Consider the following 26,473-nt stretch of genomic DNA (forward strand, 5'->3'; position numbering starts at 1 on the left):
CTCGCCGTAACGCCGTGGAGATGGCCGTGCGCCTGCCTGTATTGGAAGACAGGGTGTGGCAGCCGGTCTGGGTATACCGAGTCCGTCAGGCCCGCAACGCCGGGCCAAGCGCGTAACTCCTCCTCTTCCACCGCCGCGTTGCCTGTGCAGGGAGGTGCCATGGAGCCGGAACAAGACGCAGACCCGCATGTCGGAGAAGCCGCCGTGTACGACGTGGGCATCGTGGGGGGTGGTCCCGCCGGGGCCACAGCCGCCTTGTGCGCGGCCCGCAGGGGGCTTTCCGTCATTGTGCTGGAAGCATGCCCCGTGCCGCGCCGCAAGCTGTGCGGCGGTCTGTTGTCCCGCAAGACCATGGACATAGTCAAGCGCCTGTATAATGCCTCTGCCGCTGACCTGACGGAGGGCGGTATCATCAACTACTCCTCGGCGGGATACGAGATTCATTTCGGCGGGGTTCTTCTGTGCTGCGACCGGTATGATTACCCGTTCCATTTTACCGAACGTGCGGTGTTTGACGCGTGGCTGCTGGAAAAAGCCCGGAAGGCGGGAGCGGCCGTACGGACCGGAACGCCCGTGCGTGCGGTGGATATTGATGCCGGAGTGCTGACGCTGGCCGGTGGCGGCACGGTACGTTGCCGCTATATTGTGGGCGCGGATGGGGCTAACAGCGTGGTGCGCAAAGCCTTTGGCGTGGACAGGCGGCAGTGGTCGCGGGGAGTGGCTTCCACGGTGGAGGTGCGTATTCCCCGCAGCGAGTATCCGCGGCGCGTGGAGCACCCGGAGGTGCACGTGGGGCCTGTGCCGGAAGGGTACGGATGGGTGTTTCCCAACCGTGATGCCGTGGTGGTGGGGCTGGGAGGCAGACCTGCCGAAGGGCAGAACCTGGCGCGTCTGTTCCGGGATTTTTTGGAAACGCTGGGAGTCCGGGATGTTTCCGGCATGGCATTTCGCGGGCACCCGTTGCCGCTGGGCAATCCGCTCGCAAGTCTGACTTGTGGCAGAGGGCTGCTGGCGGGAGACGCGGGGGGGCTGGTGGAGCCCGTGTTCGGTGAGGGCATTTATTTTGCCATCCGTTCAGGGGAGGCAGCGGCGCAGAGCGTTACAGAGGCCCTGCACGGCGGGGCCCCTATCCATTCCGGCTATGCAGGGGCGTTGCGGCGGGATGTGTGCGCCGAAATAGCGAGCTCGCGGCGGATGCAGCGCCTGATTTTTCTACTGGACCGCAACGGCCTGAACCCGCTGGTTAAATGGGGTATCCGCAGGGGACGGCGTGTGCTGCTGGATGTTATCCACGGCAGACGTTCCTTCCAGTTTTTTCGCAAGCTGGCGTAGGCGGGCGTTCTGCACAGGTTTTGCGGGAGTTTTCCTGAAACGTTCGGCACAGGTACGGGGTGGGGGGATACCTGCGGGGCCCTTATGGGGTGGGGACTATCAGCGTGTTGGGATGAAAAGCTGCCCACGCGAACCACATGCTGTCCATGGAAGCCACCGGACGCAACGAATTGCCACGCAATACGCCTATCAGGGCTTCGCCGTCATAGGACCACTCCGTGCGGGTGCCCGCGTCCAGAAGTTTGCCATCCGGGGCGATGAAGTCCGCTGTTTTTCCGCTCACTTCGCGTTCGTACACGCGCACGGTATCCAGATTCCTGTCCCACACCGCCACCATAGGAGTGACGCCTGCCGAAAAATTCACCACGCCGTCCCGGCGCACCAAGGAGTGCGGCAGGGCGATGGGCAGGTCGTCCGCCAGCAGGGCGGCAATGCGTTCCTTGGGATGCAGGCGCGGGTCCGTGTGCAGCACGGGGTAGGTGATGTGCTGGTTGTGGTAGTAGGAGTCGCGCTGGGAGTACGAACCGTAGGGGTCGGTGCCGTAGCGGCGGTTGTAGCCCGTGGAGCGCGAAAGGACCATGGCGTTGGGGTAGGCGCGCGCTGCACGTTGCCATGTGGTCCACAGCAGGGGGAAGCGGTCGAGCCCAGTGCCCGCAAGCGGTCCCTTAACGGCAATGCCATACAGTTGCGGCCACAGGCTGCCGGTGGCGCGGTCGAAGAGTACCGAATTGGCGTTGAGCATGGAGCCTGAGACCCCGAAGCTGGTCTCGAAGCGGCCCGCCCTGCCGTGGTAGCCGACAAGGCTGCCGGAAAGCGGGCTATAGGTGATGCTGTAGAGGATGCCGTCCACCTCTTCGTTCACCACCTCATGGTAGACCATGATGCGCTGCGGGTAGATGCGTACGCCGCCGGGAAAACGGGCCACAAAAACCTGCTCGTCGCTGTTCAGGCTTAAGGAGGCGCTGGGTACGTTCACGTAGGCAGGTTTGGAGAGCGAGGGAATATGGTCGAATTTCAGTCCCGTATCCACCACGGCTTCTGCGAGACGGCGCAGGGTGGCTGTATCCGGCCTTTGGGCGTGGGCAGGAAGAGGCGATGCCGAAACGGCGGCAAGGGTAAGCAGGCACATTGCCGTGATCAGGACGCGCCGCAGGGCCGGACCATGTTTCCGGAGCACCCGCTGGCGGGCAGTGCAGGCGCGGAGACGTGCCGAAAAAAAAGTGGCGTGCCGGGGGGGCGGGGTGGTTTGCAAGTATGAAATCATTTGGTATCGTGCCTCCTTGGCGAAGAGTACTGCAACCGGCGCAGTGAGGCAACGGGGAGTTGCGACGCGGACTTTCCGGCGTGCTTTTCGGTGCTCAGGTTTCCGGTTCGGGGGCGGGCTTTTACTCAGGAAAACGAGGTTTGTGTCATGAGTGCTTCCATGAACGTGCTGGTTTGCGGCGGGGCGGGGTACATAGGCTCCCATATGGTGAAGGTGCTGCAGGAGCACGGGCACAATCCCGTGGTGTTTGACAATCTTTCCACGGGCCATGCCGAGTCTATACCGGAAGAAATGCTCGTGCGCGGAGATCTGCGCGATATTTCATCGTTGCGCCGCGTGTTTGCCGAGCATTCCTTTGACGCGGTAATGCACTTTGCCGCCCGCAGCATTGTTGCCGAATCGGTGGAAAAGCCTGCGGAATATTACGAGAACAACGTGGCAGGTACCCTGAACCTGCTGAATGCCATGATGGAAGAGGGCGTGCGGCGGTTTGTGTTTTCTTCCACGGCGGCGGTATACGGTAATCCGCTTGGCGGAGACGGCGCGGCAGCGTCCTCTGCGCGGTTGATTGACGAGGAGCACTCCGTGGCGCCGCTCAACCCCTACGGGCGCACCAAGCTGCATGTGGAACAGGCCCTGCGTGACTTTGCGCCGGCCTACGGCCTGCGGTCAGTGAGTCTGCGGTATTTCAACGCCGCAGGGGCGGACCCTTCCGGCGAGATTGGCGAATCACATGAGCCTGAGACGCACCTTATTCCCAACATTCTGCGGGCTGCTCTGGGCACGGGGCCTGCGCTGCATATTTTCGGAGACGACTACGATACGCCGGACGGCACCTGCGTGCGCGACTACATTCACGTGAACGACCTTGCGGACGCGCACCTGCGCGCTCTGGGGTTCATGCAGGAAGAGCGGGGGGCGCATGTTTTTAATCTGGGCAACGGCAAAGGTTTTTCCGTGCGCGAGGTGCTTGCCGCCGCCTGCGAGGTGACGGGAAAGAGCATTCCGCATGAGGTTTCTCCCCGGCGTTCCGGTGATGCCGCCGTACTGGTGGCAGATAGCGCCAAGGCCCGGCGGGTGCTGGGCTGGCAACCGCGCTATGTCGACCTGAGGGAACTTATGGAAACCGCATGGCGGTGGCACGGCGCGCAGCGGTATTAGCCTCCTGCCGGATGTGTTGTTTTTTCAGGGCGTGTACCGTGAAGGTGCGCGCCTTTTCATATTGTGCGGCACATAACACCCTCGCGCAATTGAATCTGCCCCGTTTGTATGTTGCAGGGCAACGCATCCGTATTCTTTACTGCTGAACAGGGAAGGCGGGCATGGATGCCGCCTGTGCAGGCTGACGGGCTTTTTGGGGGGGCCTCTTAAGTATTCGCCGTGCGGGCCGATATGGTTTGCAGATGGAATCAACCGGCATGGGCGGCCCGCAGGGACGCGGGCGCATCCGGTTCTGTCCGGCCAAGGCCGGAGTCGGGAGGACAGGGATGTCAGGCAATTCACACAGAATATTCATGGCTGCATTGCTTGCGGCTACTTTAGCAGTACCGGCACAGGCGCAGGAGCCATACGTTCCGCAGGGGCATACCCCGGTGATGAACGCGGTGGACTTTGGCGCGCTTTCCTCCGGCAGAGCGGAGCAATTTGACCCCGTGACCGCCATGCGGGTGAGCAAAACGCCGGAAACTGTGATGATGGACGGCATGGCAGTGCCCATGCGCTCCATGCGGACCATAGACAGCGGCATTGTGGTGCCGGACGGTAACGGCGGGCTTATCTGGAGAGAAGGCGCGCGCCCCGAACCGGACCCCTCGCACGTGGCTGCCCGCGAACTGAAGCTGAAGGTGCGCGAGCTTGCGGACCAGTTGCTTTCCAACATCGACCGCAAGTTCATGAAGGGCGTGACCGCCATGCCCGTTTCGCTGGTGAATCAGGACGACTTTGAGGAGAGTTCCTCCTTCGGGCGGTATATGGCCGAAGCGTTGTTCTACGAGTTCAACCAGCGCGGTTTTCCCGTGCGGGAATACCGTGGCGGCGATCTGGTGCTGCGCAAGGGAGAAGGGGAGTTTCTTCTTTCCCGCGCCCAGCAGCAGATATACGTGGACAGCGGCATGACCATGTTCGTGGCGGGAACGTATTATCAGGACAAGCAGAATGTCTTTGTCAACGTGCGTATGTTCCGGGCTGCGGACGGCATGGTCTTGCGCACGGCTCAACTGGTTTTTCCGCAGTCGGACGTTTCCCGGCGCATGCTTGCCAATACGGGCAAACGGCTTGAGGAAACGTATGTAGGCATGAACGATTACGATATGCTTACGCGCGCGTTTGACCTAACCGCCTTTGATCTGGGCGAGGACTTCCACTAGGGGGCGGCCATGCGGAATACGTATTCATCCATGCGCCCGGTGCGCAGTCTGCTCCCCCTGTTGTTTGCGGCATTTCTGGCCGTGGCACCGCTGACGGGCTGTGCCACCTTGTCCGGCATGTTTGCTGAAAAAGAACCTGCCGCGCCGTTGCCCGAACCCACGGACGTGATGGCGGCAGGCTATAACGCCAACGCCCTGCACAACTTTTACATGGGGCGGCAATATGTGGCGCAGGGGCGCTATGAACTGGCGAGGGAGCACTTTCTGCTTGCCATAGCCTCCGCAGACGGCCCGGAACTGCAGGAAAGCCTTACCGCTGAATTGCACGCGGTGGACCGTCTCATACGAACCCTGCGTTGAGGAGAACAGCCATGTTGCACAGTATAGTACGCATTATCGTCATGCTTATCTGTCTGCTGCTCCCGGTGGCGGCATCTGCAGGCATCTTTGATTTCTGGAAGGATGAGCCCAAGGCTCCGCCGGCACCCGCGCCTGTGAATCTGCCGCTTGCAGCGTTCAAGATAGGAGAGGTGCTGGATTCGCAACTGGTTGAGCGGCTTGGTCTGCTGGAAGGGCCTGCCAAAGGCTACACCCTTATAGTGACCACGCCCGTGGATCTGAATAATCTGGAAGCGTCCAGCCCGCTGGGGCGGCAGATGGGCGAGGAACTGGCCCTGTGGTTCGTGCAGTCCGGCTATAAGGTGCAGGAAATCCGCAAGGGCCGCACGGTGCTGTTCGACCCCAAAAACGGTGAGACGCTGCTCACTCGCCGCAGTAACCTGCTGGGGAACGAGAATGTGCGTAGTGCCCTGATTATGGCGACCACCTACTCGCAAACCGCGAAGAACGTGCGCTTTAACGTGCGTCTGCTGCATGCTGCCACCAACGAGGTGGTAGCCATGGCCAGCCAGACTGTGCCCATGAATGCGGAATTACGCACGCTGGTGGCGGAAAGCTCGCCCGTATCGGGCATGCAGGGGATTCCCGGTATGCCGGGTATGTCGGGGGGTGCAAGAAATATAGGCATAATGCCTTCGGTGGGAACGCGGCTTCCGTAGCCGGAACGCCTTTTCCTCCGTTGGTCCTCCCTGTGTTAGCGACCCATGAGAAAACGGCCCGTGGCGGTGCGATGCACGCAGCCACGGGCCGTTGGCGTTTTGGTCAGGCAGGAACCCCACCCTAAACCGGAATGACGCTAGTCCTTTTTCTTCTTGCCGCCCAGACGGTGCCGTTCCATGGCGGAGAGTACTGCCTTGCGCAGGCGGATGGAATGGGGGGTTACTTCCACCAGTTCATCCTCGCGCACGAAGTGGATGGCGCGTTCCAGCGTCATGGGGCGCACGGGAGTAAGCGTTACCGCTTCGTCCTTGCCGGATGCGCGCATGTTGGTAAGCTTTTTGCCCTTGGCGGGGTTCACGTCGATATCGTTGTCGCGGTTGTGTTCGCCGATGATCATTCCCTCATAGATGGGAACGCCGGGAACGATGAACATCTCGCCGCGCGGTTCAAGGTTGAACAGGGCGTACGCCACGGCAACGCCGGGACGGTCCGCCACCAGTGAACCGGTGAACCGGGTGGGGAAGTCGCCCCGGTAGGGTTCGTACCCGTCGAACAGCGAGTTCATGATGCCGGTACCCTTGGTATCGGTGAGGAATTCGTCCCTGTAGCCGATAAGGCCGCGCGAGGGCACGGAAAATTCCATGCGGATGCGGCCGGTACCGTTGTTGGTGAGATTGGTCATGCGGCCTTTACGGATGGCCAGCTTCTCGGTGACGATGCCCAAAAAGGCTTCGTCGCAGTCTACGAACACATGCTCGATGGGTTCGTGCAGCTTGCCGTCCACCTCGCGGTAGATGACCTCCGGGCGGCCCACGGTGAGTTCAAATCCTTCGCGGCGCATCTGCTCGATGATGATGGCCATCTGGAATTCGCCGCGTCCCTTGACGATGAAGCAGTCGCGGTCATCGCTGTCTTCCACGCGGATGGCCACGTTACGCAGGGTTTCCTTGTGCAGGCGCTCACGAATTTTGCTGGACTGTACGAGCTTGCCTTCCTGCCCTACAAGCGGGGAGGTGTTTATGGAAAAGCGCATGGAAACCGTAGGTTCGTCCACGTTTATGCGGGGCAGGGCGCGGGGATTGTCCCGGGTGCAGATGGTATCGCCAATGACCACGTCCTCAATGCCGGAAATGACCACGATGTCGCCGGGCTGGGCTTCGGTGGTCTCGCGCAGGCTGCTGCCGTCGTAGGTTTGCAGTTTGCTCACCTTAAGCGATTTGGGCTTGCCTTCCGCGCCGATGCAGGCAAGGGCGTCGTTGTTGCGCGCGGTGCCGTGGAATACACGGCCCACAGCGAGGCGGCCCAGATAGTCGGAGTAGGAAAGGTCTGCCACCAGCATCTGGAAGGGCTGTTCCGGGTCATAGGAAGGAGCGGGAATTTTTTCTATAATGGTTTCGAACAGGGGGGTAAGGTCCTTGCGTTCGTCCTCAAGGCCGCGCATGGCCACGCCATCGCGGCCGATGGCGTAGAGCACGGGAAATTCCAGTTGCTCGTCGTTGGCGTCCAGATCAATGAACAGGTCGTAAATTTCGCTGAGCACCTCTTCGGGGCGGCCGTCTTTACGGTCTATCTTGTTCACCACGACGATGACCTTGAGCCCGGCTTCCAATGTCTTTTTGAGCACGAAGCGGGTCTGGGGCAGGGGGCCTTCGGAGGCGTCTACCAGCAGGATGGCACCATTGGCCATGGAGAGCGAGCGCTCCACCTCGCCGCCGAAGTCGGCGTGGCCGGGGGTGTCGATAATGTTGATTTTGCGTCCTGCCCAGGAGGCGGCGCAGTTCTTCGCGGCAATGGTGATGCCTCGCTCGCGTTCCAGGTCCATGCTGTCCATGACGCGGTCGTTCATTTCCTGATTGTCGCGGAATACACCGCCCTGACGGAACATGGCATCCACAAGGGTGGTCTTGCCGTGGTCAACGTGTGCGATGATGGCAACGTTGCGGACGGAATCATTAACTATGCGGTTTTTCAACAGGGTATCCTCATGAAAGGGCTGTCTTGTGCAGTGAGTTTGTTTTTGAAACGGCGCGGCGCGGTATCTGCCGGACAGAGCCTTGCGGCTCGGGCATTGCGCGCACTGGGCTTTTCCTTTATGCCCCACGCTCCGTATCCGTATGGACAAACCCTTGGCATGTTCCTGTGTCGGAACAAAGACGGCGGGTGGTTTGTGGCGTGTGTCCGTTTTCGGACGTTGTGGTGCTGCCGGAAATATACCGAACGCGGGGAAAGGGCAAGCGTTGCTTTTTGCGTGCGGATATGACCGGCATTGATAAGGAAAGCGGGAGAAGAAGTTATACCGCAGGGGGGAAGCACGCCCGGGAAAGGTAGCGTCTTTCTTTATGGTATGCTCCGCGCATGGCGTGCCAAGGAATCAGAGCGACATGACCACGATTTTCTGTTCGTCCGGGTCGTAAACGAGTTGGCTGCGTTCCAGCGGTGCGGTGACCCGGAAGATGGCTCCGTATGCGTGTACAACGGTGCCGGGATAGATGACGCGCTGGGCTTTCAGTTTGGATTGCATGGCCTTGCGCTGCTCCGCGCGTTCGCACAGGATGCATGCGTCAATTTCCCGCAGTTCTTTTTCCGCACTGAGCCGTAGCTTGAGCACCTGTGCCACGGCTTCGCGCTTGCCCGGCGGGGTGTTAACGAGAATAGTGCGGGGATCGCCCGTTCCCAGAGAGCCGTATATCTTCTGGAGCAGCGCCTTCAGTTCGCGCCTGCGCTGGCTGTAGTCGGTGGTTTCCGCTTCCAAGCCGAGGAAGATGGTGGTGGGCACTCCCAGTTCGGATCCTATCTCGTTGGCGATGACGGAGCCGCCGCAGCGCACGGTGGACCCTACTATTTTTCCCCGCCCCTTGGTGGCGACGACATTCTGGCCCGCAAAGATGACGCAGTTGATCATTTCGTGGGCAATGTTCACGTCGCCCTGTGCCTCTACGGTTGCGCCCTTGGCGAACATGGCGGAAACGCCGCCCTGCGCCGTGATTCTGCCCTCTCTGTCCATGATGATGCCGCCGCGTACCTGCACATCGCCGCCCGCATTGATGACGGCGCTTTCCACCACCTCATCCACCAGCACGTTGCGGGGGCAGTCTATGCGGAAGCCGGAAAGCACGGAGCCGCGTACATGGACGGAGCCTTTTTCCAGCAGCAGGTTGCCTGTGGTCATGTTCACATCGCTGGCGGTGGTGAACACCTCCGTGACGGAAAGCGTGTTGCGGATGAAGAAGACCATGCCCGTTATGTCGGCGATGAACTCAGAGCCTGTTTCCGTGGCGGAAACGTTTTCGCCGAGCGAGATGGGGAACACTGCGCCATCGTGGGCAGGGATTACCCTGCCGTAGACATCCTTACCGGGAATGCCGCGCGTGGGGGCATGCAGTTTGCCTACGGCGGCACCCACAGGTACGGAGCGGATGACGCCGCGTGCCCGGAAGTCTATGTTGCCCTCTTCATCTTCTTGTCCCACACCGGAGCGTTCGTCTTTCACGTAGAGTTCAAACCAGCCGTTCTTTCCGTTGATGGGCTCCAGACCCCGGGCAACGGATACCTGTGTTACTTCTGCGTTGGCGGTGCGCGCAGCCTCCAGTGCCTGGGAGAGGGCCTGATGGTCCGGTGGCGCGGTTATGCCCATTTCCTTAAGGGCGGATTCCATGTGCTCTGCGGTGATATTTCTGTCCCGGAAGGTTTTGGGATAAACCGTGGCAAACACCTGCATGTCGCCTTTGGCGACCTGTAGGAGCGGGCGCACATGGAGGGTGCTGTCTTCAAAGACAACAAGGCCGTATGTCTCTGAACGAATCTGCAGGGAGGTGGTGTCTATGAAGCAGTTGGGCGACTCCGGGAAGGCAAGGCTTTTGCCCATGGGCGGACCGGCGGGCCGGATGGAGGTGCCGGAGACGGAAATGCCATCCGTTGCAGGTTTTGCCTGCACTATCTCGCAGAAGGCATCGCCGGGCAACACGGGGCGGGAAAGGTCACCCAGAGGCTTGATGGAAGCGTCTTCCGCCCGCTTGGGCGGAACGCCGCGCGCAATGACGGTGCCCAGCACCGCCTTTTCATCCGGCGTTTCGCCAGCGGAAAAGGCACTGAGCAGGTGTTTTGCCGCCTCTTTGTCGGGCGGGGCCTTAATGCCCGCACGGGCAAGGGCGTTGCTGAGGGTCTGCATCGTAAAGGGCGCGCCCCCGTCCCCGGCTATGGTGAAGCCTGAGACAATGGCCGCAAGTCCGTCGTCGGAAACGATGATTTCAATATCGGCGTTTCGTGCGCTCATGTGGTACCCGCACCGTAGAATGTTGCGTCTGCCGGAACAGCCGACACCACGAACCGACGGCGCAAGAACGAAATACCGCACCCCCTGTTCCGGCGACGATTCCGGACAGCCTCCCCAAGACGAGAGTAGGCTAAACGGGAACAATGGGCAACTGCTTGAACAGCGTATAGGAATCTACTATGATGAGTTATGGTTGCGATCAGGCCCCGTGGTTTTCCGCTGCGCTGGGCGGCGGTAGCGTGGGGATGAAGAAAGGTATATGGAGCCGGAGGGAACATGCCGTATATTCCGCAGGAGCGCAGGAAGGTTTTTAATGAAGCCCTGGCCCGGTGCGCTGCCGAGATTCAAAATGAGGGAGAGCTTAATTACTGCATATACGCTATGTGTACCATGCTTATCGGGCGCACAGGAAAGAGCTACGCCAAGCTCTCCATGTGCTCCGGTGCCATGGAGCATGCAAAGCTGGAATGGTACCGCAGGCAACTGGCCCCGTATGAGGATGAGAAAATTGCAGAACACGGTGACATATAACCGTGCCGGAGGAATGACCTATGCAGCATGAATTGGAACGGGAGATGGAAGAGGAAAAACGGCGGGAAGAGATGCGCAGACAGGAGCAGGAAGATAAGGCCCGTCGTGAGCGTGAGCGTTCCGAAGGCCGTTTTGCCTGCCTTGCCGGGCGTATTCCCATGGTGCTGGCCGCGCTGGCACTCATCGTTTCCGTGGTGGTGGGATTTGGCGTAACGCAGAATATTTCCGGCATGCGCGAGGAAGTGGTGCGTCTTTCCGCCCTGTCGTCGGAGCTGGCTTCCGTGGCGGCACTGCGTGAAGAGGTGGCCGTGCTTTCCGCCCGGCTGGAGTCGGTGGGTGATTTGGAAACTGCCGCGAGAAAGGCCGCCATATCCGCCGCGCTGGAAGACCTGACGCACCGCACAGAGGCGCTTGCCGCCACGGTGGGGGAAGCGGGACAGGAAAAAACACTTAAGGAACAGGCCCAGGCGCTGCGCGACATGCTGGCAGGGCTGAAGAAATAAAAATCACCTCGCCCGGAACACGCGCCGCGCCTGTTTGCTGTGCGCGGTGCGTGTTCCGGATGGTGGTGCTCTATTCCGCCGTTATCCCAGCCGTGCGGTGACGGACTCTATGAGCCGGGCAAGGTTGCCACCGGAGCGGTTAGCCATGGCAATGACCGTTTCTATGGGGGCGTCTTCCATGCAGTCCGGCAGGTTTTTGTTGGTCAGGCAGGAAAAGCCGAGCACCCGGATGCCCATGTGCCGCGCGGCGATGACTTCCATGACCGTGGACATACCCACGGCGTCCGCTCCCAGTCGTTTGAACATGCGGGTTTCTGCGGGGGTTTCCATCTGCGGGCCGCAGACGCCCACATAAACACCGCGTTCCAGCCGTATGCCCAGCGCATCTGCCTGCTCCAGGGCTGTTCGTACCAGTTGCGGGTCGTAGGCGCGGCTCATGTCCGGGAAGCGCGGTCCCCACACCTCGTGGTTTTCGCCGCTTAAGGGCGTGCGCCCCGTAAAGTTGATGTGGTCGGTTATGACCATTAGGTCGCCTGCGTCCCACTGGGGGTTCAGGCAGCCTGCGGCGTTGGTCACGATAAGCGTCTGCATGCCCAGCTGTGCCATGCAGCGCACGCCCATGCACACATCATCCGGGCCGTATCCTTCATACAGGTGGTTGCGTCCCTGCTGCATGACCACGGGCACTCCGCCCAGCGTGCCGAACAGAAAACGTCCGGCATGTGACTGCACGGTTGAGCGGGGAAATTCCGGGATATCAGCGTAGGGCACTGCGGCGTGCACCTGCATGGCGTCTGCCAGCCCGCCCAGGCCCGTGCCGAGGATGATGCCCACCTTGGGCTCAGGCAGGCCGGACAGCCTTTCCCGAATGGCCTGCACCGCATTCTGGACTTTTTTTGGCTTTTGCATAACAGTCCCAAATGTATTATTGTTGATGAATCATGCGGGGGGCATGGCAGCAGTAAAGGGACGGCAGCTGCCGTGGAAGTTTCCGCCATCGTCCGCTTTCTGTATGGATGTATAGGCCGAACATATGGATATTGCAACACTTTTGGGCATTATCGTCGGTTTTGCTCTCGTCATCGGCGCTATTTTTATGGGCGGTTCGATAGCGGACTTCATAAACATTCCGGGCGTAATGATTGTTTTCGGGGGCACTGCGGCGGCTATAAGCGTAACCTTTCCGCTGGAAGAGGTGGCGCATGCGTTTGCCGGAGGCATACAGGTGTTCGCCGCCCGCCGCGTAAAGCCGCAGGAAGTTGTGAACACCATGGTGCGCATTGCGGAAATAAGCCGCCGCGAAGGCCTCATGGCCCTTGAAAACATTCAGACTGAAAACGCCCTGCTTAAAAAAGCCTGCCAGTTGATCGCCGACAACGCGGACCCCGCCCTTATCCGCGATACGGTGATGATCGAGATTGCCACCATGAAACGGCGGCACAACGTGTCCATTGCCGTGTTCAACCGGTTGGGTGCCTTTGCGCCCGCGTTCGGGATGATAGGTACTCTGATCGGGCTAGTGCAGATGCTGGCACGGCTGGATGACCCGAGTACCATTGGCCCTGCCATGGCTGTGGCACTGCTGACCACCTTCTACGGAGCCATTCTGGCGAACCTGCTCTTTCTGCCCATTGCGGGCAAGCTCAAGGCGCGAACGTTACAGGAGGAAGTGCACCTGAACATCATCTTTGAAGGTGCCAAATCCATTCTGGAGAACAACAACCCGCGGCTGGTGTATGAAAAGCTGAGCTCGTTCATGCCGCCCCAGGAGCGCAAGAGTGCGAGATGAACCCCAGAACATGGGTCAGGACTTGGAAGGCGAGGAGCAGACATCCGAATGGCTTATGACCTTTGCCGATCTGGTTACGCTGCTCCTGGTGTTCTTCATCCTGCTTTTCTCCATGTCCGTCATTGACCAGAAGCGGTTCACGGATTCTTTCCTCACCGTGCGGCAGGTGTTCGGCGGCAAGGACAAGGATCTTCTGACCACGACGGTCCGGCATGACGATGCCTCCATAATGGACAGCGTGCGGTTGCAGAAGCAGCTCATCGAATCGCAGCGCAAGGTTTTTTCTGATGTGCGCACCTTCATGAACCAGAAGGGAGTGGAGGGCATCGTGGGTGCCGTGTTCGATGAGGGCATTATCACCCTGCGCGTGCCTTCGGGCGTGATGTTCGGCAAGGGCGAGGTGGAACTTACCCCGCAGGGGGAGGCCCTGCTCATGAGTCTGCGAGATTTTTTTCTCAAAAATAAGACCCAGACTATCAATATTAAGGGTTACACTGACGACACAATGCCGACTACGGGCAGCAGATTTAAAGACAATTGGGAGATTTCTGCCCTGCGCGCAGTGAATACGCTGCGTTTTTTCCTGCGCTCGGGAATTGAAGCAAACAGGTTGACAGCCACCGGACTTGGTGATTTAGACCCCCTGTTACCCAACACGAGTGAAGAGAACAGAGCCAAGAACCGAAGGGTGGAATTTGTTCTGGAACGCAAGGTGGGGAATTAGAAAGGGACCAGTGTGAACAGTTTCGAGTTTTCCATAGGAGGCGAGGAATCTGCTCGCCGGGCCTTCCGGGCACAGGTTCCCGGGCTGGAAGTTTGGGTTGCGGAACACGATGCCGCATATTCCGTCAAGGATGTAAGCGCCACGGGACTGGCGGTGCAGACGCAGGGCAAGCCTTTCAAGGAAGGGCAGAGCGTGCATCTGGACATGATGATCAGCAAGCGCCTGTTTATATCTCAACTGCCTTGCAAGGTGGTGCGCGTGCTGGCCAGCGGCGTGGTGGCCTTCGACTTTCTGGAGCTGGACCGCAGGCAGGAGGCACGGCTGGACAAGCTGGTGCTGGAAGTGCAGAAGCGGAGCATAGCCAAGAAGCGTACTGGATTGGAAGAAGACTGAAAGCAATAACAATCGAGGGAAATAGGTGCATACAAAAGACCATAAGGTGCTGGTGGCGAACAGAGGGGAAATCGCCATCCGTATCGTTCAGGCGTGCCTGAAGCTGGGACTGGACTTCGTGTGCGTGCATACGGCGGAGGACGCCGCATCGGGCCATGTTCGCATTGCCCGCGAAAAAGGCGGCGAAAAAAGCCTGTACCGCGTGTCCTCTTATCAGGACGCCAACGAGCTGCTCGCCGTGGCGGACGATTCCGGCGCAACGGCCATTCATCCCGGCTACGGGTTTTTTGCGGAAGACTACCGATTCGCGCGGCGCGTGGCGCAGCGCGAAAGGAAACTCATATTCATAGGCCCCTCGTGGCGCGTCATCCGCGAACTGGGCGACAAGATAAACACCAAGCGGCTTGCCAGAAGCCTTGGGGTGCCCACGGTGCCCGGTTCGGACAGGCCCATCTATGACGAAATGGAAGCGGAAAAAGTGGCCCGTCAGCTCTTCGAGTTTCAGGAAGAGCTGGGGGTGGAACGTCCGCTGGTGCTGGTAAAGGCCTCTGCGGGCGGCGGCGGCATGGGCATTGAAGAGGTGCATGATCCGGATCTCTTTAAATCCGTGTACCGGCGTATCCGCAACTACGCGTTACGCCAGTTCAGCGACGAAGGCGTTCTCATTGAGCAGCGCGTGATGGATTTCAACCATCTGGAAGTGCAGGTCGTCTCAGACCGTTCCGGGAAAAATCCCGTGCATTTCGGCACCCGAAACTGCTCCATACAGTCCACGGGACTCCAGAAACGTCTGGAAATTGCTCCCGGATTCGATCCCTCCTCCATTACCTATACGTTCGACGCACAAAAGGTGCTGGACGACATAACCGAGTACTCGCTCGCCATGGCGCGCAAGGTGGGCTACGACAACGTGGGCACGTGGGAATGGATTGTCACCCGCGACGGACGCCCCTTCCTCATGGAAGTGAACACGCGCATTCAGGTGGAGAACGGTGTTTCTGCCATGATAGCCCGTGTGCACGGGGAAAAGGGTGTGGACCTGATCAAGGAGCAGATCCGCGTGGGGCTTGGGGAACCGCTGGGGTACGCACAGTCCGACATCACCTTTGAGGGTGTGGGCATAGAGTACCGGCTCATTGCGGAAAACCCGGATAACAAGTTCACCCCGTGGGTGGGGCGCATAGAAGCGTTCGGCTGGGAGCAGGAAGACTGGTTCCAGATGCACACGCATGTGCCTACGGATATGCCTTACGACATTCCCACCGAGTTCGACCCCAACCTCGCGCTTGCTATCATTTGGGGCAAGGATATTGTTCAGGTGAAGGAGCGCGGCGTGGCGTTTCTGGACAGGCTTACCCTGCAGGGGCGCAACAAGGCTGGCGAGGCGTTGAAGTCCAACGTGAATTTCCTGCGTGACAAGACATCCGTCATCCTGAAATTCTAGGACTCGCACGCACCGCGCGGACCGTTGCGTCCGCCCCGGTGCCATCATGACATCTACCGCCCCGCCATGCGGCGAGGGGGAGTGCCCATATGGATATTGACAAGAAGATACAGCATCTCACCGAACGTCTTTCGTACATCAAGGACATTTTCGGTACCAAGCAGGCGGAAAATGTCCGGCTGCTGGAAACCCGCCTTGAGGAGTTTGTCCAGAGGGAGAACGCGCTTCCTGCCAAGGAAAAGCTGGCTGCCGTAACGACCATAGAGGACCTTTTCGGCTTTGTGGAAAGAAAGCTGGAAACGGAACTCACCCCCATGGACAAGGTGCGCATAGTGCGCCACTCCCAGCGCATATGCCTGCGCGATATTCTTGAAAACGTGTATGACAACTACACGGAAATAGGCGGCAAGGACGAAAACAGCATTGACCCGAGCATGCTCATCGCCCGCGCCTACATAACCCGCCGCAGCGGAAAAAAGACCTACCACCAGCCGGTCATGGTCATAGGGCAGGAGAAGGGGCACGGAGAGGAGTTCCGCAACGGCGGCTCCGTGAAACCGTGGGGCAATGCCAAGGCGCTGCAATACATGAAGGTTGCGGAGACGGAAGACATTCCCGTGCATACCTATGTGTTCACGCCCGGCTCCTTTCCCGTGGAAGACGCTCCCGGCGCGGCACAGCAGATAGCCAAGAACCTGTATGAAATGGCTGGGCTGCGTGTTCCCATTATCTCCGTTTTTTCCGAAGGCGGGTCGGGCGGGGCGGAAGCCATAGGGCTTGCGGACATCCGTCTCATGCTCTCGCATGGCTATTACTCCGTGATTTCGCCGGAAGGTGCTGCAGCCATCGAAGGGCGTTTGCGTTCGGGAGACCGGGCGGGCGGCGAACTCATCGAAAAGTGCGCCATGCAGTTGAAGATGACCTCCGACGACAACGTGCGCATGGGCTACATTGACCATGCCATTGATGAGCCGCCGATGGGAGCGCGTCCTTACCATTACGATTTCTTCCGCCGCCTGCGGCAGGAAGTTATCCGCGCCACGGACGAAGTGGTGCTGAGCGTAAAGGGGTTCACCCCGTTCCGCGCCATGGCTCTGCGCCGCCGCAGGGGCAAGACCATTGAAGATTTGGATATAGAAAACATTTACGTGCGCTGGAGCCTCAGCCCCGCCGCACGGGCAACCCTGCTTCAGAAGCGGCATAAGAAGTTCCTGCGGCTGTCGCGTCAGGCGTTTCTGGACCGCAGGCCCTATTTTCGCCGTTTTTCCGCATGGTGGTACGACAAGGGGTGGGATATCTATTCCTACTTCAAGTACGACCTGTGGCGTAAACACCAGAAACAGCTCATTTACGCCGTGGAAGAAGTGGACGCGGAAGCCCGCGTTCTTGTGGAAAAGGTGCTGCGTCCCTGGCGCAAGCTGACCAACGCGTTGCCTACCGCACAGGGCAAGGACGATTCCAAGGAACGCGAGCTGACCATGCTCTCGCAGTGGGATAAGGAAGACGAAGCCCGCAACGGCGAGTGGAGCTATGTTTCCGGGCGCGCCAAGGAAGACAGGGCCATAACCTGCCCCAATGCCGCCACGCACGGCTGTCTTGACCTGTGGGCACCGGACCTGTTCGGTGAGTTTGCAGGGGTGTGCAACTACTGCGGACACCATTTCCCCATGGAATACCAGTGGTATCTGCATAACATCTTTGATCCCGGTTCCATATTCGAATTCAACAGCGAGGTGGAATCCGCAAACCCGCTGGGCTTTGAAGGGCTGGACGTGAAGTTGGAAGAGGCCAAGAAGAAAACCGGTCTCAAGTCCGCCTGCACCACCTTTGAGGCGCGTATAGACAATGTGAAGGTCGTTGTCGCCATGCTGGTGGCGCCCTTCCGGGGCGGCACAGTTGGGGCGGCAGAAGGCGAAAAGTTCATTCAGGCGGCGGAGCGGGCCAAGAAAAAGCGGTTTCCCTTCCTCGCCTATGTGCATGGCACTGCGGGCATACGCATTCAGGAAGGCGTGAACGGCGTTATTCAGATGCCGCGCTGCACCATTGCCGTGCGTCGCTACATAGACGCGGGGGGCCTGTACCTCGTGCTGTACGACACCAACTCCTACGCCGGTCCTTTGGCCAGCTTCCTCGGCTGCTCGCCGTACCAGTTTGCCATCCGGTCCGCCAACATCGGCTTTGCCGGTCCCGGCGTCATTAAGGAAACCACCGGCATGGACATCCCTCCGGACTACCACCGGGCCTACCGCGCGCTTTCCCGTGGGCACATTCAGGGCATATGGGACCGGCGCGATGCGCGGCATAACCTGCGTCAGGCGCTGCTCACCATGGGTGGGCGCAACCTCTACTACAGGTAAGGGAGCAAGCCATGCTGGATATTACAAAACTGCTTGAAGAGATAAAGGCCTCTCCCTATGAGGAGGTGGTCATTCATGCCCCCCACACCGGTATAGTAAGCTTTGCCGGACTGAAGGAGGGGGACCGCGTTGTCGGCCCCACGGGCATGTGGAAGGAGATTCCCGGAACCCGTCTTGCCACGCTGGACCGCGAACGGAACAAGAAACCCATCCTCTCTGTGGAAAAAGGCGTAGTCGCCAAGGTGCACTCCGAACTGGAAGGCACCTTTGTGGAGGCCGGTACGCCGCTGCTGGAACTGCGGCACTATCTTTCCAAGGACGAGGTGCTGGGCATCATCCTGAAGAAGGCCCTGTATTTGTTCAGCGCACCGGAACGGGCAAAGTACTACTTTGCCCCGGATGCGGACAAAAAGATAAAGGCTTCCGGCCCCAAGGCCGTGACGGTACATGACGGGCAGGAACTGTTCATCATGTCACGCATGAAACGCGAGGCCGCTCTCAACTATTCCGGACCGGAAGGCGTGATTTACGCCGTCTACTTTCAGCACAACGAGAACGTGGATGCGGGCGCGCCCCTCATAGGCGTGTGCCCGCCCGATCAGGTAGGCATGATTGAGGATGTGGTCATCCGCGTGCAGACGGAGTGGGTGGAACAGGATTAACGGAGACAGACCATGGGCAAGGTGTTGCAGGTCCGGGTATGGGCCACTACCTACAATGACGATGATGTGCTCAGGGAATGGCCCCGGCTGCATAAACTGGCCTGGCCCGTGGAAAGCCCCGTGTATGTGGCCAAGCAGGGCGTGCTGGAAATGGTGGATACGCTTGTGGATGCCCACCGGTTCGCGGATTGGCCTGAAGATGTCAGGGAACTGACCGGAGAAGGCTTGCGCCAGCTTGCGGCAGTGCGTGTGCAACTGGATGCGGCTCTGGCGGACTGGGACCCCAAGGCCGCCAACAGGCTCACAGACCAGATTGAAGACCTGCTTACGGGTATTGAAAAAGTTCTCCCCAAGGCGTAATGATGCATCTCCCCGTGAGGGAGAACCTGTATTCTCAAGGAGCCAAGGCATGCTGAATAAAGTAATGATCATAGGGCGTCTGGGCGCGGACCCGGAGTTGCGCTATGCGGGAAACGGCACGCCCATTGCCAGCTTTAACGTGGCGACGGACGAATCCTATACCGACCGCGAAGGCAACAAGGTGGACCGTGTTGAATGGCACCGCGTGGTTGTTTTTCAGCGGCAGGCAGAGAACTGCGCCAACTATCTGGGCAAGGGCAGCCTCGTTTACATAGAGGGCAGCCTGCAGACCCGGCAGTGGCAGGACCAGCAGGGGCAGACCCGCTATACCACCGAGATCAAGGCGCAGCGCGTGCAGTTCCTTGACCGCCGTGGAGAAGGGGCGGGTGCTCAGCAGGCGGCGGGCGGCGGTGAGCGTCGCTCCTTCGCTAATCAGGGTGGCCAATCCGGTGGTCAATCCGGCGGTCAATCCGGAAAGGGCGGACGTGGCAATCAGCCTGCCTACGCGGATAACGCCGGGCCGGGATATGATGATGACCTCGGTCCCGCCTTTCCTTCCGAGGCCAGCGGCATGGATGACGTGCCTTTTTAGGCACGTTCTGAAAATACTTTCGGTACCCTCCGCAGACGGATACGTTTGCGGAGGTTTTTTTTAGCGAGCGGGAACACCGCAATACACGGCACAGACTTTTCAGGCTGAGGACGTAAGCCGGTGTTCCCGGCCGTAACCGACCTGCCTGCTTAACCATTGCAGCAGAATGCAGTGAGGACTTGCTGTATGTAAAAGTGGGCATTGCGGCATGTCTGTGTTGCCGAATTTGCGAAAGTTGTGCACTGTACTCCTGTTGCGACGCGGAAATGAAACCGAGTGCGGCTACCTTTCCTCAGGCCTTGCCGCCAAGGCCTGATACCGTCATTAACCACACAACGTTATGAGGTTTGCAATGAAAAGACTGCTTGTGTTGCTTGCGCTGGCACTGTTTGCCACAACGGGCGTTGCCCATGCCGAGCCTCTGAAGATTCTGACATGGAAGGGATATGCCCCCAAGGAACTTGTGGATAAGTTCCAGAAGGAAACCGGTATTGCTGTTGAAGTTACCTACTCCAACAACGAAGAGATGATCGCCAAGCTGCGCGCCACGCGCGGTGCGGGGTTTGACCTTGCCCAGCCCAGTCAGGACCGCATCTCTTCCGTGCAGGCCGAGTTTGGTTTGTATCAGCCCATAGATTTTTCCCGCATCGAAACCGGCCTGTTCATTCCCTCCATGCTTGAGGCAGTGAAGAAAAACACCCTTGTGGACGGCGCTTCCTATGCTGTTCCCTTCTGCTGGGGCACTTCCGGCCTCATCGTCAACAGCGAAAAGGCCCCCGGCGTAGATTCCTGGCAGGCCCTGCTGGACAAGCAATATCTCGGACGCGTGAGCTACCGCCTGAAGCGTCCCATCATCATCGCCATGGGTTTTGCCCTTGGCTATGACCCCTTCGCCCTGTACGGCGATACCGCCAAGTATCAGGAAATGCTGGACGTCATTGAAAAGACCCTTATCGAAGCCAAGCCTATGGTGAAGAACTATTGGGCCAACGGCGATGCCCTGCTGGAATCCATGCGTTCCGGCGAAGTGCATGTGGCCAAGGCGTGGGACAACGGCGGCTGGAAGCTCCACGCAGAAAATCCCGCCATTGACTTCAAGGCTCCCAAGGAAGGCGCTCTGGGCTGGATAGATACCTTTGCCATTCCTTCCAAGGCAAAGAATGTGGACGCAGCTTACAAGTGGATAAACTTCATGCTGCGTCCTGAAAACGCCGGTTACTTCACCACGCAGGAGAATACGCCCACCGCGTCTGCCGGTGGCAACGAGTTCGTGGCCGAGTCTGTGCGCGCCAACTTTGAACGCTCCTTCCCGCCTGCGGTTATAGACAACATCAAGTGGTATCCGCCTGTTCCGGTTGAACTGGAAGCCATGGAAGGCAAGATGCTCGACAAGGTCAAGGCCGCCAAGTAGGCGCGCCATCTCTAACACCCCACGCACGGGGCGGCGCATGCCGCCCCGTGCTTTTCCTTAACGCCTACGGAAGCCATGACAAACGATCTGTCCTTGCGGTCATTGACCAAACGGTTTGGGGATTTCATCGCGGTAAACGATATTTCACTGGATGTGCCCACGGGTTCATTCTTCTCCATTCTCGGCCCTTCCGGCTGCGGCAAGACCACTCTGCTGCGCATGGTGGCCGGGTTTGAGGAGCCGACAAGCGGAACCATAGCCATACGCGGCAAAGATATGGCCGGCGTTCTGCCTAACAGAAGGCCGGTGAATCTGGTCTTTCAGCATCTGGCCCTTTTCCCCATGATGAGCGTGGCGGAGAACATTGCCTTTGGGCTTAAACGCCGGGGTGTGGGCAATGACGAGGCCCGCAGGCGTACCGAGGCCATGCTGGAGCGCGTGGGCCTGCCCGGTTACGCCGATAAGCGCGTGACCCAGCTTTCCGGCGGCCAGAAACAGCGCGTGGCCATTGCCCGGTGTCTGGTGCTGGAACCTTCCGTTCTGCTGCTGGATGAGCCGCTGGGGGCACTGGACCTGAAGCTGCGTGAGCAGATGAAGGTGGAGTTGAAGAAGTTGCAGGCCAAGGTGGGCACCACTTTTATCTACATCACCCACGACCAGTCGGAGGCATTGGTCATGTCTGACCGGGTGGCCGTGATGAATCTTGGTGCGTTTGAACAGGTAGGCACTCCTCAGGAACTGTACGGCCAGCCCGCCACCCCCTTTGTTGCCCGGTTTGTGGGTGATAATAATACGTGGGCAGGCACGGTGGAAGACGTGAAGGAAGGTCTGGTGGTGCTCCGCACCGATGAGGGGTATGTGTTCCGTGCCCGCGGCATGGCGGGCTGCCCCGCAGGAACGCGGGTGAACCTGTTCCTGCGGCCGGAGGCCATGCGCATAGAACCGCGTGAAACGGCGGGACTGAACCTCTTTACCGTGACCTTGCGGGCCGTTCTTTTTGACGGTGCAAACAGCCGGCTGCTTACCGTGACCGAACAGGGGCATGAGCTGCTGGTGCGGTTGCCCCAGAACCGGACCTTTGACGGGCTTGAGTCCGGCAGGCAGTTCACCGTGGGCTGGTATCCCGAATCGGGCATATGTTTTGCGGCGGATGGTGATGCTTCCTGCACGGACGGAGGCGACGCATGACGGCAACGGGCATGAAGCAGTCCCGGCTTGCGTTCTGGATATTCCTTGCCCCCGTGCTCGGGTGGCTGCTGCTGCTTATCGTGCTGCCCCATCTGGACATGCTGTACATGAGTTTTCGCAGCGGCAATTTTTCCGACCCGGGCTGGACGCTGGCCAACTACCGTACCTTTTTTGAGGAGCCCATCTACTGGCTTACCTTTGTGCGTACAGCCACCTATGCGGTGGTGACCACCCTGTTCACGCTTGTCATCGGGCTGCCTGTGGCGTTCTACATCGCCAAGGTGGTGCGTCCGCGCCTTTCCGGCGCGCTTATGGTGCTGTTGCTGCTGCCTTTCTGGGTCAGCGAACTGGTGCGCGTGTACGGATGGATGATTCTGCTGCGCGAATCCGGCGTCATCAACTACTTTCTGCTGAAAGCGGGCATCATAGATACGCCCATTGAAATGCTTTACAACGACGCCACCATGATCATGGGGCTTGTCTACACATCCATGCTGTTCATGGTAGTGCCCCTTGTCTCGGTTATGGAGAGTCTGGACGACAGCCTTGTGGAGGCGGCTTATGACCTTGGCGCGGGCAAGCTGTGCATATGGCGCACCATTATCATTCCGCACGCCAAACCGGGCATAACCTCCGGCTGCATTGTGGTGTTCATGCTCTCGCTGGGTAACTACCTCACCCCAAACCTCATGGGTGGCAAGAACTCCCTGTGGTTTACGGAGCAGATATACAATCAGTTCATCGCCAGCTTTAACTGGAATCAGGGGTCCGCTTTCGGCTTCCTGCTGCTTGCCCTGAGTTCGGGCATTGTCTGGGCGGGGCTTAAGCTGACACGCCAAAAGCTGGGAGAGGTGGCGTCATGATCCGGTCGCTGAATAACGGAAAGGGCTATCTGTGGTCGTTCCACACCTTTGTCATTCTGTATCTCGTGTTTCTGTTCGCGCCGCTGGTGGTCACCTGTGTTCTGGCATTCAACGATTCCAACTTTCCCTCGCTGCCGTGGTACGGGTTCAGTCTGGACTGGTTCCTTTCTCCCGGACCGGAGCGTATAGGGGTGTTCCATGACAGCCAGAACCTGCGGGCCATGGTCACCAGCGTGCAGACAGCCTTCTGGGTTTCTGTGTTCAGCGTGCTGGTGGGCACCTGCGCCAGTTTCCTGTTTGAGCAGGAGGAGTTCCCGTTCAAGAGCTTGCTGTACATGCTCATGCTGGTGCCGTTGGTTATTCCCGGGGTTATTCTGGGCATTTCACAGCTTCTGGCTGCCAACACAATGGGCTTTGCGCTGGAAGATATGTTCGGCTGGGATGTGGGCTGGCTGAGGCCCAGCTTCTGGCTGGTGGTGCTCGGGCAGTTTTCCTTCATCACTACCTTTGTCACGCTGGTGGTTTCCGCCCGGTTGCGCAAGTTTGACAGAACCTTGGAAGAAGCGGCCCTGAATCTGGGAGCCAACAGGTTTGAGGTGATACGGTACATCACCTTGCCGTTCCTGCGTTCCGCCATTATCGGAGCAGGGGCGGTTGCCTTTCTGATGAGCTTTGAGAACTTTAACACCACCTTGTTTCTGGTGGGGTCGCAACCCACGTTGCCCATAAACCTGTATCTGCAGGTGCGGGACGGCAGCACGCCTGTTATAAACGCCATTTCGTTTTTGCTGATCGTGGGTACCTCGGTTCTGGTACTCTTTAATCTCTATGTAAGCCGCAAGGCGGAGTAGTTTCCGGCCAGATACGGCAGTCGGGCGTGCGAAATGTTCCGTCCGGCTTCCGGCGGGGCGAATAAACTGCAGAATAGCTGAACATTTTGTGCCAGATCAGTGAGTTGTCTTTTCAGTAACCCATGAGTGTACTGCGCATTCCGCAAGGGCGGGGTGCGCAGCATTGTACTTGGGGTCCGGGAACAGCTCTATGCGGTTGGCCGGTCAGAGGGCCTGTTCCATGTTCTGGAGCCTGCCCGCCATGGCGGCTGCATGGTTTACAGGCAGCCGGATGTGGAAGGCCGTGCCCTGTCCGGGGGCAGTTTCTATGAACATTTCCCCGTTATGATTGCGGCTGATGATAAGGAAGGAAACCGGCAGACCGAGACCGGTGCCTTCTCCGGGAGGCTTGGTGGTGAAAAACGGTTCAAAGGCCCTGCGTCGGGTTTCGTTGTCCATGCCGGGGCCGTTGTCCTTTACGATAATGATGGCCCATTCGCCTTCCTGCCGCAGGCGAATGGTTATCCTGCCAATGTCGTTGCGGTCCGGCTGCTTGGCAATGGCCTGTGCGGCGTTGCGGACGAGGTTAAACAATACCTGCACTATCTCTGTTGCGGAACATTCCACAGGAGACAGGTCGGGGGCGTAGTCGCGGATGATTTCTACCTTGCGGAAATCATAGTTCTGCTTCAGGTCGTAATCTGAGCGGGTAAGGTTTATGGCCCGTTCCGCAAGGGTCGGCAGGGCGTGCGGTGCAAAGGCGGTTTCGCTTTTGCGGCTGAAGCTGAGCATGCTGGTTACAATGTCCGCCGCCCGTTGTCCGCATTCCTGAATGCCTTCCAGCATTCTGTCTATCTTGCGAAGGCGCAGGTAAGCATGGATGTTGTCCAGCGCGCACCCCGCGCTTGCGGCGGACTGGTGGTTTGCTTCCATGTCGGGCGAAAGGCGGCGGTAGATGTTCTGCACGCCTTGCAGAATCCCGCCGAGGGGGTTGTTTATTTCGTGCGCCACACCCGCCACAAGCCCGCCCACGGAGTGCATCTTTTCCGATTGCACAAGCAGTTCGGCCGTACGCTTCCGCTCCGTCACATCGTTCAGAATAACCAGCATTTCGCTGCCTATGGGTTTGATGCGGAACTCCACATCACGCTTTTTGCCGTCCTTGGTGGCAAGCAGAAAGTCGCAGGGAGGTGCGCTGGCTGAGTTGCTGTCCATGGCATGCCAGAGGCGGCGTGCAAGGCAGCGGTCTTCTTCCTTGGGATGCGTGTGTTGCCACAGTGCGTCCGTGTTGGGAATGTCCTCGCGGGTGTACCCCAGCATGCGGGTGCATTCCTCGTTTACAAAGAGCACAGTGCCATCGCGCGAGGCAAGGACCATTCCGAAAGGCGAGCTGTCCACAAGGCTGCGGAAGCGTTCGTGGCTTTGTGTCAGTTCCGATTCCAGCAGTTTCTGCCGGGTCACATCGCGTGCTGCGGCGTATATGAGGTTGCCGTTAGGTCGCGAGTGCCAGTCGATAATGCGGTATGAACCGTCATGGCACCGGTAGCGGTTTACGAACTGACATACATCCTCCTGCCGCTCCAGCCGCGCAAGGATGTCGATGGTTGCTTGCAGGTCTTCAGGATGCACAAAGTCCAGAAAGCTCATCTGCTGAATTTCATGCACCGGGTAGCCGAGTATGGTTTCCCACGCCTTGTTCACCTTGAGAAAACGGCCGGATGTGTCTGCAATGCACAGCAGGTCCAGGTTAACTGAAAAGAAATTCTCAAGTTCCGCCGTTTTTTCCACCTCGGTGGTTATATCCACAAAGATGACGGCGAAATGATGCTTTTCTGGAGAAAATACCTGCCCTTTATACCAGCGCTTCAACTGCTCGGAATACATTTCGAATTCTTTGACTCCGCCATGCAAAGCCACCTCGCCGTGAAAGGCAATCCAATCCACTGTACCTGTGGCAATGCCGGGAATGACCTCTGTAACAGGGCGGCCGATGGTGTTTATGGCGGTCAGTCCTGTAAGGTTTTCGAAGGCGGGGTTTATTTCAAGGAAGATGTAATCGGCAGGCTTTCCCGCTTCGTCGGTAATAAGCCTGTGGTAGGCATAGCCGAAGGGAGAGTGCTGCAAGAGAAGTCTGTAGTCCGTGTTCTTCATGGTGCGGTGTGCGTCTCCTGCCTTTTCGGGCTGGCAATGGGCCGTTTTCCACTGCACTTTGCAGACGGCGAAGAATAACGGCTTATCCGGTTATCCCGGGTTGCTGCAAATATCTTTGGTGCAGGCCTTCCCGGAAAGGTTGCAAAAGTTATGTGAGCACGTGCTTACAGTGGAGGCAGCCTTTCTGCGGAACGCATTGGAGGGCTGCCTTTCGCGGAAACAGAGTGCAAGACTGTGAGCAGATTATACCAATACGCGGAGGTTGGAAACGAATAATTGCATATGCTGGCACAGTATGCAGATATGGAGCGTGCTGGCAGGCTGCTCAGATGTACACTATCGGTGGGTCGCGCAAAAACTGAATGGTGCAACGGGCATAAA

Annotated in this window: 24 protein-coding genes; 19 read left to right on the forward strand and 5 right to left on the reverse strand. The window is 58.8% G+C overall.

Annotation, left to right across the window (positions count from 1 at the left end):
• The first annotated feature begins 159 nt into the window (after positions 1-159).
• Complete coding sequence (locus HUV26_RS11005; RefSeq protein WP_174410138.1) at positions 160-1,332, forward strand: NAD(P)/FAD-dependent oxidoreductase; 1,173 nt, start codon at positions 160-162, stop codon at positions 1,330-1,332.
• A gap of 82 nt (positions 1,333-1,414) precedes the next feature.
• Here the strand turns inward: HUV26_RS11005 and HUV26_RS11010 are convergent, their stop codons facing one another.
• Positions 1,415-2,596 carry a DUF3179 domain-containing protein gene (locus tag HUV26_RS11010; protein WP_174410139.1) on the reverse strand — a complete coding sequence of 394 codons (1,182 nt, stop codon included), beginning with the start codon at positions 2,594-2,596 and terminating at the stop codon, positions 1,415-1,417.
• A gap of 147 nt (positions 2,597-2,743) precedes the next feature.
• On the opposite strand from HUV26_RS11010, the gene galE reads away from it, so the two are divergent.
• The 4 genes from galE (at position 2,744) to HUV26_RS11030 (ending at position 6,020) form a co-directional block, all read left to right on the forward strand.
• On the forward strand, positions 2,744-3,757 hold the full coding sequence (gene galE, locus HUV26_RS11015; RefSeq protein ID WP_205245138.1) for a UDP-glucose 4-epimerase GalE: 1,014 nt from the start codon (positions 2,744-2,746) through the stop codon (positions 3,755-3,757).
• Positions 3,758-4,083: 326 nt separating this feature from the next.
• Entirely contained in the window at positions 4,084-4,962 is an 879-nt protein-coding gene (locus HUV26_RS11020; protein ID WP_174410140.1) for a FlgO family outer membrane protein, read from the forward strand.
• 9 nt (positions 4,963-4,971) lie between these two features.
• Complete coding sequence (locus HUV26_RS11025) at positions 4,972-5,322, forward strand: hypothetical protein (RefSeq protein WP_243451352.1); 351 nt, start codon at positions 4,972-4,974, stop codon at positions 5,320-5,322.
• An 11-nt stretch (positions 5,323-5,333) separates the two neighbouring features.
• Positions 5,334-6,020, forward strand: a complete 687-nt coding sequence (locus HUV26_RS11030; protein ID WP_174410141.1) for a FlgO family outer membrane protein — start codon at positions 5,334-5,336, stop codon at positions 6,018-6,020.
• A gap of 137 nt (positions 6,021-6,157) precedes the next feature.
• On the opposite strand, the gene typA is transcribed toward HUV26_RS11030, so the two are convergent.
• Together typA and HUV26_RS11040 are read right to left on the reverse strand one after the other, a co-directional pair.
• Positions 6,158-7,993, reverse strand: a complete 1,836-nt coding sequence (typA, locus tag HUV26_RS11035; protein WP_174410142.1) for a translational GTPase TypA — start codon at positions 7,991-7,993, stop codon at positions 6,158-6,160.
• Between the two features lie 399 nt (positions 7,994-8,392).
• Positions 8,393-10,294, reverse strand: a complete 1,902-nt coding sequence (locus HUV26_RS11040) for a flagellar assembly protein A (RefSeq protein WP_174410143.1) — start codon at positions 10,292-10,294, stop codon at positions 8,393-8,395.
• Between the two features lie 276 nt (positions 10,295-10,570).
• Between HUV26_RS11040 and HUV26_RS11045 the strand changes: the two genes are divergently transcribed.
• On the forward strand, positions 10,571-10,825 hold the full coding sequence (locus HUV26_RS11045; RefSeq protein WP_174410144.1) for a DUF6899 family protein: 255 nt from the start codon (positions 10,571-10,573) through the stop codon (positions 10,823-10,825).
• Positions 10,826-10,845: 20 nt separating this feature from the next.
• Entirely contained in the window at positions 10,846-11,328 is a 483-nt protein-coding gene (locus HUV26_RS11050) for a hypothetical protein (RefSeq protein WP_174410145.1), read from the forward strand.
• 81 nt (positions 11,329-11,409) lie between these two features.
• On the opposite strand, the gene HUV26_RS11055 is transcribed toward HUV26_RS11050, so the two are convergent.
• Positions 11,410-12,237, reverse strand: coding sequence for a purine-nucleoside phosphorylase (locus HUV26_RS11055; RefSeq protein ID WP_174410146.1), 828 nt, complete (start codon positions 12,235-12,237; stop codon positions 11,410-11,412).
• 124 nt (positions 12,238-12,361) lie between these two features.
• On the opposite strand from HUV26_RS11055, the gene HUV26_RS11060 reads away from it, so the two are divergent.
• From HUV26_RS11060 to HUV26_RS11115, 12 genes are all read left to right on the forward strand, one after another.
• Entirely contained in the window at positions 12,362-13,117 is a 756-nt protein-coding gene (locus tag HUV26_RS11060; protein ID WP_174410147.1) for a motility protein A, read from the forward strand.
• A 10-nt stretch (positions 13,118-13,127) separates the two neighbouring features.
• Complete coding sequence (locus tag HUV26_RS11065) at positions 13,128-13,841, forward strand: OmpA/MotB family protein (RefSeq protein WP_174410299.1); 714 nt, start codon at positions 13,128-13,130, stop codon at positions 13,839-13,841.
• 12 nt (positions 13,842-13,853) lie between these two features.
• On the forward strand, positions 13,854-14,234 hold the full coding sequence (locus tag HUV26_RS11070; RefSeq protein WP_174410148.1) for a PilZ domain-containing protein: 381 nt from the start codon (positions 13,854-13,856) through the stop codon (positions 14,232-14,234).
• Between the two features lie 25 nt (positions 14,235-14,259).
• Entirely contained in the window at positions 14,260-15,678 is a 1,419-nt protein-coding gene (locus tag HUV26_RS11075; RefSeq protein WP_174410149.1) for an ATP-binding protein, read from the forward strand.
• An 89-nt stretch (positions 15,679-15,767) separates the two neighbouring features.
• Positions 15,768-18,035, forward strand: a complete 2,268-nt coding sequence (locus HUV26_RS11080; RefSeq protein ID WP_174410150.1) for an acetyl-CoA carboxylase carboxyl transferase subunit alpha/beta — start codon at positions 15,768-15,770, stop codon at positions 18,033-18,035.
• An 11-nt stretch (positions 18,036-18,046) separates the two neighbouring features.
• Complete coding sequence (locus HUV26_RS11085) at positions 18,047-18,697, forward strand: biotin attachment protein (RefSeq protein WP_174410151.1); 651 nt, start codon at positions 18,047-18,049, stop codon at positions 18,695-18,697.
• Positions 18,698-18,709: 12 nt separating this feature from the next.
• Positions 18,710-19,057 carry a hypothetical protein gene (locus HUV26_RS11090; protein ID WP_174410152.1) on the forward strand — a complete coding sequence of 116 codons (348 nt, stop codon included), beginning with the start codon at positions 18,710-18,712 and terminating at the stop codon, positions 19,055-19,057.
• A 49-nt stretch (positions 19,058-19,106) separates the two neighbouring features.
• Entirely contained in the window at positions 19,107-19,649 is a 543-nt protein-coding gene (locus tag HUV26_RS11095; RefSeq protein ID WP_174410153.1) for a single-stranded DNA-binding protein, read from the forward strand.
• A gap of 352 nt (positions 19,650-20,001) precedes the next feature.
• The gene (locus tag HUV26_RS11100) at positions 20,002-21,060 is read left to right on the forward strand and encodes an extracellular solute-binding protein (RefSeq protein ID WP_174410154.1); all 1,059 of its coding nucleotides are present in this window, start codon (positions 20,002-20,004) and stop codon (positions 21,058-21,060) included.
• Between the two features lie 75 nt (positions 21,061-21,135).
• Entirely contained in the window at positions 21,136-22,248 is a 1,113-nt protein-coding gene (locus tag HUV26_RS11105; RefSeq protein ID WP_174410155.1) for an ABC transporter ATP-binding protein, read from the forward strand.
• An 11-nt stretch (positions 22,249-22,259) separates the two neighbouring features.
• Complete coding sequence (locus HUV26_RS11110; RefSeq protein WP_174410300.1) at positions 22,260-23,111, forward strand: ABC transporter permease; 852 nt, start codon at positions 22,260-22,262, stop codon at positions 23,109-23,111.
• Positions 23,108-23,962 (forward strand): ABC transporter permease, encoded by an 855-nt coding sequence (locus HUV26_RS11115; RefSeq protein WP_174410156.1) that lies wholly within the window; start codon positions 23,108-23,110, stop codon positions 23,960-23,962. Before HUV26_RS11110 ends, HUV26_RS11115 begins: the two co-directional genes overlap by 4 nt.
• Positions 23,963-24,166: 204 nt before the next feature.
• Here HUV26_RS11115 and HUV26_RS11120 read toward each other — a convergent pair whose 3' ends face one another.
• Positions 24,167-26,092, reverse strand: a complete 1,926-nt coding sequence (locus HUV26_RS11120) for a PAS domain S-box protein (RefSeq protein WP_174410157.1) — start codon at positions 26,090-26,092, stop codon at positions 24,167-24,169.
• Between the last annotated feature and the right edge of the window lie 381 nt (positions 26,093-26,473).

It is taken from the genome of Desulfovibrio psychrotolerans (assembly GCF_013340305.1).
Classification (GTDB): domain Bacteria; phylum Desulfobacterota; class Desulfovibrionia; order Desulfovibrionales; family Desulfovibrionaceae; genus Halodesulfovibrio; species Halodesulfovibrio psychrotolerans.

Coding starts and splice junctions, on each gene's coding strand:
- galE (WP_205245138.1), top strand. CDS start 2,744: ATGAGTGCTTCCATGAACGTGCTGGTTTGCGGCGGGGCGGGGTACATA.
- HUV26_RS11120 (WP_174410157.1), bottom strand. CDS start 26,092: ATGAAGAACACGGACTACAGACTTCTCTTGCAGCACTCTCCCTTCGGC.
- HUV26_RS11005 (WP_174410138.1), top strand. CDS start 160: ATGGAGCCGGAACAAGACGCAGACCCGCATGTCGGAGAAGCCGCCGTG.
- HUV26_RS11030 (WP_174410141.1), top strand. CDS start 5,334: ATGTTGCACAGTATAGTACGCATTATCGTCATGCTTATCTGTCTGCTG.
- HUV26_RS11095 (WP_174410153.1), top strand. CDS start 19,107: ATGCTGAATAAAGTAATGATCATAGGGCGTCTGGGCGCGGACCCGGAG.
- HUV26_RS11050 (WP_174410145.1), top strand. CDS start 10,846: ATGCAGCATGAATTGGAACGGGAGATGGAAGAGGAAAAACGGCGGGAA.
- HUV26_RS11110 (WP_174410300.1), top strand. CDS start 22,260: ATGAAGCAGTCCCGGCTTGCGTTCTGGATATTCCTTGCCCCCGTGCTC.
- HUV26_RS11040 (WP_174410143.1), bottom strand. CDS start 10,294: ATGAGCGCACGAAACGCCGATATTGAAATCATCGTTTCCGACGACGGA.
- HUV26_RS11055 (WP_174410146.1), bottom strand. CDS start 12,237: ATGCAAAAGCCAAAAAAAGTCCAGAATGCGGTGCAGGCCATTCGGGAA.
- HUV26_RS11080 (WP_174410150.1), top strand. CDS start 15,768: ATGGATATTGACAAGAAGATACAGCATCTCACCGAACGTCTTTCGTAC.
- HUV26_RS11065 (WP_174410299.1), top strand. CDS start 13,128: ATGGGTCAGGACTTGGAAGGCGAGGAGCAGACATCCGAATGGCTTATG.
- HUV26_RS11045 (WP_174410144.1), top strand. CDS start 10,571: ATGCCGTATATTCCGCAGGAGCGCAGGAAGGTTTTTAATGAAGCCCTG.
- HUV26_RS11115 (WP_174410156.1), top strand. CDS start 23,108: ATGATCCGGTCGCTGAATAACGGAAAGGGCTATCTGTGGTCGTTCCAC.
- HUV26_RS11025 (WP_243451352.1), top strand. CDS start 4,972: ATGCGGAATACGTATTCATCCATGCGCCCGGTGCGCAGTCTGCTCCCC.
- HUV26_RS11060 (WP_174410147.1), top strand. CDS start 12,362: ATGGATATTGCAACACTTTTGGGCATTATCGTCGGTTTTGCTCTCGTC.
- HUV26_RS11090 (WP_174410152.1), top strand. CDS start 18,710: ATGGGCAAGGTGTTGCAGGTCCGGGTATGGGCCACTACCTACAATGAC.
- HUV26_RS11010 (WP_174410139.1), bottom strand. CDS start 2,596: ATGATTTCATACTTGCAAACCACCCCGCCCCCCCGGCACGCCACTTTT.
- HUV26_RS11100 (WP_174410154.1), top strand. CDS start 20,002: ATGAAAAGACTGCTTGTGTTGCTTGCGCTGGCACTGTTTGCCACAACG.
- HUV26_RS11020 (WP_174410140.1), top strand. CDS start 4,084: ATGTCAGGCAATTCACACAGAATATTCATGGCTGCATTGCTTGCGGCT.
- HUV26_RS11105 (WP_174410155.1), top strand. CDS start 21,136: ATGACAAACGATCTGTCCTTGCGGTCATTGACCAAACGGTTTGGGGAT.
- HUV26_RS11085 (WP_174410151.1), top strand. CDS start 18,047: ATGCTGGATATTACAAAACTGCTTGAAGAGATAAAGGCCTCTCCCTAT.